This is a genomic window from Pseudomonas sp. C6002, from assembly GCF_013385805.1.
Taxonomy (GTDB): domain Bacteria; phylum Pseudomonadota; class Gammaproteobacteria; order Pseudomonadales; family Pseudomonadaceae; genus Aquipseudomonas.
This window is the reverse complement of record NZ_JACAPH010000020.1, coordinates 1-10619: the sequence shown is the minus strand read 5'-3', so window position 1 is coordinate 10619 and position 10619 is coordinate 1. Positions and strand designations below refer to the sequence as shown.

Sequence of the window (10619 nt, the reverse complement as noted above, 5' to 3'; positions counted from 1 at the left end):
TCTGACTGCCCCAATAAGCCCGAGGCCGAACGCAGGTATTGCGGAGCGGGTAAACCGGCAGGACGCCGGTTTAGCCGCGCCGGGCCATGGATGGCCCGTCGCGGCGGCCCGCGGAGTAACGGATATACACCCCACCCTAACCCCGCGCAGCAAACACCCCCCGAGCAATCGACCGAGCCACACAATCAGCCGCCGCCGACCCAATCCGCCCAATCTCCACCTGCCGCCGAGGCCCATCCGCCACCTCCACTGCCCCCGAAGCTAACGCAAAAACCGTATCCCCATCAAACGGCAAATGCGCCGGCCGCACCGCCCGGGCAATCCCGTCCTGCGCCATGATCGCCACCCGCTTGCACTCCGCCACCGTCAACCGCGCCGTACTCGCCACCACCACCAGCGTGGTATTGGCCCCCGCTTGCAGACGCCCCATGGAATCCAGCCGCGACAACTCCGGCATCGGATCACTGCAATCCATCTCCGTCACCGGCCGCGCCCCGCCAAACTCCCCCGCCACCTCCCAGGGCCAGGCCCAGAACGTCTCGCCATCCGGCATGTAGACCGAACCAATCGGGTTAGCCACCACCAACGCGGCAACCACCAACCCATCGCCCAAATCCAGGGACGCCGTCCCCAGCCCGCCTTTCAACACCCCCGCCATGGCCCCACGCCCGGCCCCGACAGAGCCCAGCTCAAACTCCGGACCGGCATTGGCCAGCGCCTCGAACCCCAGTCGCCGGTAAGGTGGCTCCAGGCCCCAATCCTTGTCCCCGCCATTGGCCAAATCATGCAACACCGCCGCCGGCACGATAGGAATCGCCGGCGCACCCGGCTTCAAATGCAACCCCACCTGGTCCTGGGACAACTTCGCCGCCACCGCATCCGCCGCCGCCAGGCCAAACACCGAGCCACCGGCAAACACCAGCGCGTGCAGCTGGCCCACCATGTTCTCCGGCTCCAGCGCCGCGGTTTCGCGACCACCTGGGCCTCCACCGCGAATGTCGATACTGGCAGTCCAGAAACCATCCGGGCGGATCACCGTGACGCCGGTGTCGGCGTACAGGTCTGTGGCGTGGCCAACCTCCAGGCCGGGAATATCAGTGAGGGCGTTGCGCGGGCCAGGTCTAGGCATACAGAAAAGCTTCCTTGGGTTTAGGTATGGCGTGGGGAGAGCAAGGGGTGTGCCAAGGAGGCGCTCCCCCGGCCCAGCGTACGCTAGCAGCTTCGCGAAAAAATCCCCTGCACAAAAACCAACACCCTGCCCTCCCGCCTGTTAGAAAAACACCACCCGCCCCGCAAACCCTCCAACAACTCCTTGTTATCCAAGACTTTTCAGCGATGGCACAGCCTTTGCTCTCCTGCCTCCACCAGAGCTTGAACTTAACAAGCCGTCCTCGAACAAGGCCCGTTGCCTAACCACACTGGAGTGTTGCACATCATGAATCCATCACGCGCCGCAGGCCGCCGCCAACCCGGCAAGGCTTTCGCCCATACCCTGTTGTTCCTCGCCGTGTGCGAGGCCGTCAGCTACAGCAGCCTGACCCTCGCCGCCGACGCCCCGGCCAGCGATAACCCCCTGGACACCGTCGTGGTCATCGGCAACCGTGGCCAGGCCCGCACCCTGGCCGACAGCCCGGCGCCGGTGGACGTGATTTCTTCCAAGCAGTTGCTCGCCACCGGCCAGGGCGACCTGACCCGTGCCTTGAGCAAGGTGCTGCCGTCCCTCAACCAGCCGGCCTCGTCGGGCTTCGGTTCGACCTCGATCGTGCGCCCCATCAGCCTGCGCGGCTTGAACGGCGACCAGGTGCTGGTGCTGGTCAACGGCAAGCGCCGCCACAACAGCGCGCTGCTGAACAACGCCACCTCCCTCAACTCCGGTTCGCAACCGGTGGACCTGGACATGATCCCCACCGCCCTGGTGGATCACATCGAAGTCCTGCGTGACGGCGCCTCGGCGCAATACGGGTCGGACGCCATCGGCGGCGTGATCAACATCGTGCTCAAGCAAACCGACCACGGCGGCAGCTTGTCCACCACCTACGGTCAGAACTATGAAAACGGCGACGGCGAAACCGTGCGCCAAACCGGCAATGTCGGCCTGGCCCTGCCCAACGACGGTTTCATCAACCTCGCCCTGGACGTGAAGAAACAGGACGTCTCGGACCGTTCCGATGCGGCGCCGTACACCGACAGTGCCGGCAACACCAGCCAACGCCACACCTACTACGGCACCGGCTTGCCCGAGGCGAAGAACTTCAGCCTCGGCTACAACGCCGAGCTGCCGGTCGCCGACGCGCTGACCCTGTACTCGTTCTCGACCTACACCCACCGCAACTCGGAAAAGCCCCTGGCATTCCACCAGCCGCCGTCGTTCAACGGCATCCAGACCCCGTACCCGGAAGGTATCGAAGACAACCTGCGCTTCATCGAAGACGACTTCCAGGTGGCGTTTGGCGGCAAGGGCCAGGCCGCCGGCTGGGACTATGACCTGTCGAGCACCTACGGCCAGGACCATGCCCGGGCCACCCTCACCGACACCTACAACCTGAGCTACGGCCCGAACTCACCGACCTCGGTCGACACCGGCGTAAAAACCTTCAGCCAGTGGACCAACAACCTCGACCTGACCCGCGCCTTCGACCTCGGCCTGTACAAGCCGACGCAGATTTCCTGGGGCCTGGAACAGCGCTACGAAGACTACAAGATCGGCAAGGGTGACCTCGCCTCCTACGCCAGCGGGCCGTTCGACACCGGTGCCAACGGCGCGATCATTCCACCCGGGACCATTTCCGGTGCCGGTACCACCCCGGCCGACGCCGCCGAAAAAAGCCGCATCAGCCTCGCGGGCTACGGCGAGATCGGCCAGGACCTCACCGACAAATGGCACGTGGACCTGGCCGGGCGCTACGAGCACTACAACGACGGCTCGGGCACCACCACCAACGGCAAGTTCTCCACCCGCTACCAGCTGACCCCGATCCTGGCCTTGCGCGGCACCGTCAGCACCGGGTTCCGCGCACCGTCCCTGGCCCAGCAGATCTACAGCTCCACCTCGCAAACCAGCGTCAACGGGCAACTGTTCGACTACCGCAACGTGGCGGTGAACTCCGATGTGGCCAAGGCCCTGGGCGCGACCACCCTCAAGCCTGAAAAGTCGACCAACTACAGCATCGGGCTGACCCTGCAACCCACTGACAACACCAACATCACCCTGGATGCCTACCAGATCGTGATCAAGGACCGCATCGCCCAGACCGGTTACCTGGGCGGCACGCCGCAAATCAGCGCGATCCTCGCCGCCGCCGGGCTCAACCCGAACCAGGCGGTGACCTACTTCACCAACGCCCTCGACACCACCACCCGCGGCGTCGACCTGGTGGGCGACTACCGCCAGGACATCGGTGCCTATGGCAGCCTGAAATACAGCGCCGGCTTCAACTGGAACACCACCCAGATCGACTCGATCCACGCCTCGACCGTGGCCGCCCAGGCCCTCGGCCCGGACGGTGGCTATGACCGCCAGCGCCAGGGCAACCTCAAGTACGGCTTGCCGCAATCCAAGCTGCTGCTGGGCACCACCTGGACCTACGACAAGGTTGAAACCAGCCTCAACCTGACCCGCTACGGCTCCTACACCGAGTACGGCACCGCCGAGATCTACGACCGTAACTTCGCGCCGACCTGGATCACTGACCTGAACATCGACTACCACCTGACCAAGGCCGTGACCCTGAATGCGGGGGCCAACAACCTGTTCAACAAGTACCCGAAACGCACCGACCTGGTAAGCAGTTCCGGCGGCTTCCCGTACGGTACCTTTTCGCCTTACGGCACCACCGGTGGCTATTGGTACACCGGCGTGACGTACGCCTTCTGACCCAGCCCGCGGGGCCGGTTCGCCGGCCCTGCGCCTGACCTTTTGCGGGAGCCTGTCCATGACCCGACGTACCGATCAACTCAAGCTGGGGGCCTTCCTGGCCAACAGCGGCCACCATGTATCGGCCTGGCGCCATCCCCTGGCCCAGGCGGATGCCAGCCTGGATTTCGAGCACTTCAAACACATCGCGCAAACCGCCGAGCGCGGCAAATTCGACGCCTTGTTCGTCGCCGACGTGGTCGCCCTGTGGGGCCATCATCATGACGCCCTCAGCCGCACTGCCCGCGCCGAACACTTCGAACCCTTGACCCTGATGGCCGCTTTGGCAGCCGTCACCAGCAACATCGGCCTGATCGCCACCGCCACCACCAGCTACAACGAGCCGTACCATATCGCCCGCAAGTTCGCCTCCCTCGATCATCTGTCCAAGGGGCGCGCCGCCTGGAACCTGGTGACCTCGGTGGTCTCGGATGAGGCCTGGAACTTCGGCCGTGAAACCCATATCGACCATGGCGACCGCTACCAGCGCGCCGAAGAATTCCACGACGTGGTCAAGGGCCTGTGGGACAGCTGGGACGACGACGCCTTCACCCGCAACAAGGCCAGCGGGGAGTATTTCGACCCGGCCAAACTGCACACCCTGAATCATCGCGGCGAACATTTTTCCGTACGTGGCCCACTCAACGTCGCCCGCCCTCCACAGGGCCATCCAGTGCTGGTGCAGGCCGGTGCGTCGGAACCCGGCAAGGCCCTCGCCGCCCGCGTTGCCGAGCTGATTTTTGCGGTCAGCCATGACCTGGCCGGCGCCCAGGCTTTCTATCAAGACATCAAGCAACGCGCCGCCGCCTTTGGCCGTGACCCCGACCACATCAAGATCCTGCCCGGTGTCACCCCGTTTATCGGCGAAACCCGCGAACAGGCCCAGGCGCTGTTCGAAGAATTCCAGGCCCTGGTGGACCCGGTGCTGGGCCTGCGTTTCCTGGCCGACACCCTGGGCGATGACATCGACCTGTCGGGCTACGACCTCGACGGCCCGCTGCCGGAAACCCCGGTAGGCCAGCGCGGCAGCCGCCGCGACAAACTGCTGGAACTGGCCCGCAGCCAGAACCTGAGCATCCGCCAGCTGTACCTGCACCTGACCGCCGGCAACCCGGTAATCGGCACCGCCGAAGACATTGCCGACTTCTTCGAGCAGTGGTTCGAAGCCCGTGCCTGTGACGGGTTTAACGTGTTCTTCCCGTACTTCCCGGGCGGCGTCGACCTGTTCGTCGAGCAGGTGATTCCACTGCTGCAGCAACGCGGGCTGTTCCGCACCGAATACGAAGGCACCACCCTGCGGGAAAACCTCGGCCTGCCGCGCCCGGCCAATCGCTTTACCCAGGGAGTCACACCATGAAGCGCAGCGCATGGATGCTGGCAGTCGGCAGCCTGTTCGTCTCGAAGGCCTTTGCCCTGGACATTTTGCTGAGCAACGACGACGGTTATCAGCACCCCAATATTCGCGCCCTGTACACCGAGCTCAAGGCCCAGGGGCATACGGTGCGGATTGCCGCACCGCAGGCCGACCAGAGCGCACGGGGCGGTGCGTTTTTCTTTGGTCGCGAAGTCACCGTTGGCCATGACGACGACCCGGCCTACCCCGACAGTTACTACATCAGCACCACTGAAAACGGCGTGTGCCAGAGCCCCGAATGCGCCGGCAAAGACGTGCAGATCGAAATCAGCGGTACGCCGGTAATGGCCCTGCTGATGGGCCTGAAAAAAGTCATGGCCCACCCCGACCTGGTGATCGTCGGCCCCAACCCCGGGAATAACCTGGGGGCGATCAACAGCGCTTCCGGCACGTTCAACGTCGCCAGTGTCGCGGTGCAGGCGGGCATTCCGGCGCTGGCAGTCAGCACCGATTTGAAGGAGGCAGACCCACAACGCGCGGCGCAACTGGTGGCGAAGCTGGTCAATGCCCTGGACCAGCATCGCCAGCCCGACGGCGCGCTCTTGCCCAAGGGCCTGGGCCTGAATATCAACCTGCCAAAAGACCCACGGATCAAGGGCGTGAAACTCACCCGCATCGGCAGCTACGTGGGTTTTGAAGCGGTGTACACCGACGACCTCAAGCAATTCAAACTGCCGGGCAAACCCGGCATCGGCTTCCAGTACAGCCCCGCCGCCACCGCCGAGCAGCAGAAGCAGGATGAGGCGGTATGGCTCAACAAGGGTTACTTGACCATCAGCCCGTTCAGCGGCCTGCCGGAGTCGATCAACGCCGGTCCCGCCCTGCAAAAACAACTGGCCCGCGAGGTGCAGCCATGAGTTCGCGTTTTTCCCTGGGGTTTCTCAGCCGCGTCTACAGCCCCGGCTTCGAGCCCAAGGTCTACCGCGACACCGTGGAGTTGTTCAAGGTCGCCGAAGAGCTGGGCTTTGACAGTGGCTGGGTGGCGCAGCACCACTTCGCCAGCGAAAACGGCCGCCTGCCCTCGCCCCTGGTATTGCTTGCCGCCATCGCCCAGCGCACCCGGCGGATCAGCCTGGGCACCGGGATTATCGTGTTGCCCCAGGAAGCGCCGCTGCGCCTGGCGGAAGACGCCTCGGTGCTGGACCTGTTGAGCAATGGCCGGCTGGAGCTGGGCCTGGGTGCGGGTTTTGATCCCGACACGTTCACCGCATTCGGTCGTGAGCCTGAGGCGCGCCACCGCGATTATGAGCAGCACCTGCAACAGTTGATCCATGCCCTGGGCAACGCCCCCCTGACCGACAGCGGCTCGCGCCTGTTGCCACGGGCGGCCGGCCTTGGGCAGCGAATCTGGGAAGCCACCTCACGGGTGGAACGGGTGGCCGAGCGCGGCCACGGCCTGATCATGGCGCCCAACCCGCACCTGCCGCCCGAAGCCGGGGTAGAACTGGTCAACCGCTATCGCAACGCCTGGACCGGTGACAACGGCACCCCGCCCCGTGTTACCCGGGTACAGGCGCTGATCCCGAACCCGGACGCCGCCACGCGCAACGATATCCAGGCCTACGTGCAACGCCAACAGAGCATCGGCGTGTACAAGGCGCCGGTGGATGATGATTTCGACGCCACCCTCAGGCGCCTCGGCATCCTGCACGGCCCGGTCGAGCAGATCATCGAGCAGTTGCAGCAAGGGCCGAGCCTGACGGCCAACGACCACCTGGTGCTGCAAGTACAGACCGCCAGCACCCCGCTGCGGGAGGCGATCCGTGCCCTGGAAATCATCCGCGAACAGATCGCCCCGGCCCTCGGCTGGCAACCGACACTGCCCCAAGGAACCCTGACATGAGCTTCAAACTGGGCTTTCTCAGCCACGCCTTTGGCGACGATCCACAGCAGGTCTACCGCGACCTGATCGAACAATTCGAAGTCGCCGAGGCCCTCGGTTTCGACGGTGGCTGGATTGCCCAGCACCACCTGAGCAACGGCTTTGGCCGGCTGCCGTCACCGCTGGTACTGCTGGCGGCGGTGGCCGAGCGAACCCGGCATATCGAACTGGGCACCGGGGTGATCGTGCTGCCTTTCGAAGACCCGATCCGCCTGGCGGAAGACGCCAGTGTGCTCGATGCCCTCAGCGGCGGCCGGGTGCAATTGGGCCTGGGCAGCGGCGGCGCCAACCTCGACAATTTCAGCGTGTTTGGCCGTGATGCCGTGCAACGCCAAGTCGATTTCAGCGAACACCAGCAGCAGGTCCAGCAGTTACTCGACGGCGAGCCGTTGACGCCCCACAGCGCGCTGACCCTGCAACCGCCAGCAACCGGCTTGAGCAGCCGCTTGTGGCACTCCCACGGCAGCCTCGAAGGCGCGGCATACACCGCCAGCCAGGGCAACGGCTTGCTGCTGGGCACCGCCACCCACGATCCGCTGACGGTGCAGAAACCCCTGGCCGATGCCTACTTGAATGCCTGGACCCGCACCGATCGCCCACCGAGAATCGGCGTGGTGCGGGCAATTTTCCCGGCAGCGGATCGCGCCAGTGCCCAAGCGGAACTGGCGGTGGATATCGAGCGCCACATCCCGCGCCTGCAACGCGAAGGCCTGATCGATCAAGCCGTGGACCTGCAGGAGCACCTGCGCCTGATGAACGTGCACCACGGCCATCCCGACGAAGTGATCGCCAGCCTGCAACAGGACCCGTCCCTGCTGCCCTATGCTGACTACGTGATCGCCGTGGTCCAGGCCGAAAGCTCGACCCAGGCGCAGATCCTCAAGCGCCTGGAAATCATCGCCCGGGACATCGCCCCGGCCCTCGGATGGCGAGGACGAGAGTAGGATGATCAAACGCCCTGAAAGCGTCAGCTCCCGTAGCAGCTGTCGAGTGAAACGAGGCTGCGTAGCGGTGTGTCAGATACACCGCGAACGCAGCCTCGCCGGGGCTCGACAGCTGCTACGACGACGCGTGATGCTGATGCCAAACTATGGAGCCCGTGTATGCCCCTTGAATTCAGTTGGTTGATGCCCCTCTGTACCCCCGACTGGGCGGCGCGGCCGGGGCAATGGATCCAGCTGGCCCAGGCGGTGGAATACGCCGGCATCGACGGCCTGTGGATCCCCGGCGGCGCGCTGTGTGCCGACAGCCTCGGTGTGGCGGCGGCGTTATGCGCCCACACCCGACGGGTGCAATTGTCGGTGAGCGTACCGCCGGAAGTCATGCTGCCGGCGGCCCTGGCCACCACCCTGCAAAGCCTGCAATCGATCAGCAGCCACCGGGTGCGCCTGCACTTGCCCGACGGCGAACAAGGCAGTCTGCGCAGTGCGTTTGGCGAATGGCTGAACCGCGACCAGCGCAGCGAACGCATCGGCGAATACCTGGAGATTCTCCAACAACTGCTGGCACCGAATGACGGCGGCCTGGATTATCAAGGCCGCTATTTCCAACTGGAAAACGCCGGCGTCGCCCGCCGCGAACTGCCCGCGCCGCCACTGGTGCTGGACGACAGCCAAAGCCACGCGCTGGTGGCTGGCCACGCCCAGGTCTGCCTGTTGCGGCCTGGGCATCCGCAGTGGCTGGACCAGGAAATACAACGCTGGCGCCAGCTTCAGCCGGGCCTGGCCTTTGCCTGTACCTTCGGCCTGGTCATCGGCGACAGCGAGGACCTGGCCTGGGAAACCGCCGCCGCCCTGCTGCCGACCCAGGACCTGCCCAACCACCGCATCGCCACCGTGCCCCGCGACCGTCACCCGTTGCGCCAGTGGGAGATCCACCCGAACCTGCTGCAACTGCACCCTGGCCAACCGTTGATCCTGGTGGGCACGCCCCGCCAAATCGCCACGCGCCTGCAGGAACTGCACGGCCTCGGCCTTGGCCACATCATCCTGCAAGGCGGCCCGGCGGTCGGCGAAGTGCTGCGCTTTGGTGAACAGATCCTGCCGCTGCTTTTTCGACACGACCTGCGCAAGGAGCGCCTGCACCATGAACACTGAGGTTCGCCCCCCGATCCAGCTCGACTGGTTCCTGCCCACCAATGGCGACGGTCGCCACCTCACCAGCAGCGGCCTGCCCAAGGTCGGGCTGTTCCAGCAAGGCGAACGTGCCCCCACCCTCGATTACCTGCGCCAGATCGTGCGGGCTACCGAACAGGCCGGGTTCGACGGGATCATGGTGCCCACCGCCAGCGGTTTCGAGGATCCGTGGCTGATTACCGCGGTGCTGGCCCAGGAGGTGCGGCGGCTTAAATTCCTCCTGACGTTGCGACCAGGCATGGAGCTGCCGGCCTATACCGCCCACCGTGCGGCGACCTTGCAATTGCTCAGCGAGAATCGCCTGGCGTTGCATGTGGTGACGGGGTCCAGCCGTTTTGAGCAGCGTTCGTTGGGGGACTTTCTCGAACACGATGAGCGTTATGCGCGTACTGCGGAGTTTTTGCAGGTGTTCCAGGCGGTGTGGGCTGGAAAGCAGCCGGCGCATCCGGGGCGCTACTACCGCAGTGGGATCAACACGCCGGTGGCGCCTGGGGCCGAGGTGCCGGCGATCTATTTTGGGGGTGCCTCCGAGGCTGCCGAGCAGGTGGGGGCTGCCCATGGGCAGACGTACCTGATGTGGTGTGAGCCGCCGGCGATGATTGCCGAGCGGGTGCTGCGGATGCGTGAGTTGGCCGCGATGCAGGGGCGGACGTTGCGCTTTGGGTTGCGCTTGCACATCTTTGCCGATCGCACTGACGAGGCGGCCTGGGCGCATGTGGAGCGGCTGTTGGAGGAGATACCCAAGGACGCCATTGACCAGGCGCAGCGGCAGATGGCCAAGTATGAATCGGTGGGGCAGAGTCGCCAGACCGAGTTGATGAAAGGCCGTGGGCGTGGGGCGCGGGAGCTGGAGGTTTCGGCCAACCTCTGGGCCGGTGTGGGCCTGGTACGGGGCGGGGCCGGGACCGCGCTGGTGGGGAGTTATGAGCGGGTGGCGGAGCGGATCGAGGAGTATCACCAGCTTGGGGTGGACAGCTTTATTCTCTCGGGGTTTCCGCATCTGGAAGAGTCGATTCATGTGGGGGCGGAGGTGTTGCCTTTGTTGCGCAGGATTGGGGCTTCGGGGAGGGATGTTGAGGTGGGTCGGGGTTGATTGAGTACATATCCGTTTCTTCGGTTATGGCTGATATTGGTTCCGCTCTTACAGCGGCTCACTTTTGAAAAGCGCAAAAGTAAGCAAAACGCTCTTGCCCCACCACTCGGCTCCTCGCTTAGGCTCGGAGTGCCCTCACTCCGGCTTTGGACCGTGGGCCGCCGTCATGGGCCATCCTTGGC

The 10619-nt window shown here is 64.9% G+C and carries 8 protein-coding genes; 7 read left to right on the top strand and 1 reads right to left on the bottom strand.

All coding sequences use genetic code 11. The features are described 5' to 3' along the window. Positions 1-136: 136 nt before the first annotated feature. A complete protein-coding gene (locus tag HX817_RS13695) occupies positions 137-1129 on the bottom strand; it encodes a P1 family peptidase (RefSeq protein ID WP_003218615.1) in 993 nt (330 codons plus the stop codon). Positions 1130-1435: 306 nt separating this feature from the next. Between HX817_RS13695 and HX817_RS13690 the strand changes: the two genes are divergently transcribed. From HX817_RS13690 to HX817_RS13660, 7 genes are all read left to right on the top strand, one after another. Beyond that, complete coding sequence (locus HX817_RS13690) at positions 1436-3874, top strand: TonB-dependent siderophore receptor (RefSeq protein WP_003218616.1); 2439 nt, start codon at positions 1436-1438, stop codon at positions 3872-3874. Positions 3875-3932: 58 nt separating this feature from the next. Continuing rightward, the gene (locus HX817_RS13685; RefSeq protein WP_177040375.1) at positions 3933-5270 is read left to right on the top strand and encodes an LLM class flavin-dependent oxidoreductase; all 1338 of its coding nucleotides are present in this window, start codon (positions 3933-3935) and stop codon (positions 5268-5270) included. After that, positions 5267-6184 (top strand): 5'/3'-nucleotidase SurE, encoded by a 918-nt coding sequence (locus HX817_RS13680; RefSeq protein WP_177040374.1) that lies wholly within the window; start codon positions 5267-5269, stop codon positions 6182-6184. Before HX817_RS13685 ends, HX817_RS13680 begins: the two co-directional genes overlap by 4 nt. Beyond that, positions 6181-7170, top strand: coding sequence for an LLM class flavin-dependent oxidoreductase (locus HX817_RS13675; RefSeq protein WP_087695236.1), 990 nt, complete (start codon positions 6181-6183; stop codon positions 7168-7170). The genes HX817_RS13680 and HX817_RS13675 overlap by 4 nt, the downstream gene beginning before the upstream one ends. Beyond that, positions 7167-8153 carry an LLM class flavin-dependent oxidoreductase gene (locus tag HX817_RS13670; RefSeq protein ID WP_177040373.1) on the top strand — a complete coding sequence of 329 codons (987 nt, stop codon included), beginning with the start codon at positions 7167-7169 and terminating at the stop codon, positions 8151-8153. Before HX817_RS13675 ends, HX817_RS13670 begins: the two co-directional genes overlap by 4 nt. Positions 8154-8312: 159 nt before the next feature. Next, complete coding sequence (locus HX817_RS13665; RefSeq protein ID WP_177040372.1) at positions 8313-9305, top strand: LLM class flavin-dependent oxidoreductase; 993 nt, start codon at positions 8313-8315, stop codon at positions 9303-9305. Beyond that, complete coding sequence (locus tag HX817_RS13660; RefSeq protein ID WP_003218626.1) at positions 9295-10437, top strand: LLM class flavin-dependent oxidoreductase; 1143 nt, start codon at positions 9295-9297, stop codon at positions 10435-10437. The genes HX817_RS13665 and HX817_RS13660 overlap by 11 nt, the downstream gene beginning before the upstream one ends. Positions 10438-10619 lie beyond the last annotated feature (182 nt).

Bases quoted from the DNA above. Each gene is read 5' to 3' on its own strand.
- HX817_RS13695 (WP_003218615.1), bottom strand. From the start codon at position 1,129: ATGCCTAGACCTGGCCCGCGCAACGCCCTCACTGATATTCCCGGCCTG.
- HX817_RS13690 (WP_003218616.1), top strand. From the start codon at position 1,436: ATGAATCCATCACGCGCCGCAGGCCGCCGCCAACCCGGCAAGGCTTTC.
- HX817_RS13685 (WP_177040375.1), top strand. From the start codon at position 3,933: ATGACCCGACGTACCGATCAACTCAAGCTGGGGGCCTTCCTGGCCAAC.
- HX817_RS13680 (WP_177040374.1), top strand. From the start codon at position 5,267: ATGAAGCGCAGCGCATGGATGCTGGCAGTCGGCAGCCTGTTCGTCTCG.
- HX817_RS13675 (WP_087695236.1), top strand. From the start codon at position 6,181: ATGAGTTCGCGTTTTTCCCTGGGGTTTCTCAGCCGCGTCTACAGCCCC.
- HX817_RS13670 (WP_177040373.1), top strand. From the start codon at position 7,167: ATGAGCTTCAAACTGGGCTTTCTCAGCCACGCCTTTGGCGACGATCCA.
- HX817_RS13665 (WP_177040372.1), top strand. From the start codon at position 8,313: ATGCCCCTTGAATTCAGTTGGTTGATGCCCCTCTGTACCCCCGACTGG.
- HX817_RS13660 (WP_003218626.1), top strand. From the start codon at position 9,295: ATGAACACTGAGGTTCGCCCCCCGATCCAGCTCGACTGGTTCCTGCCC.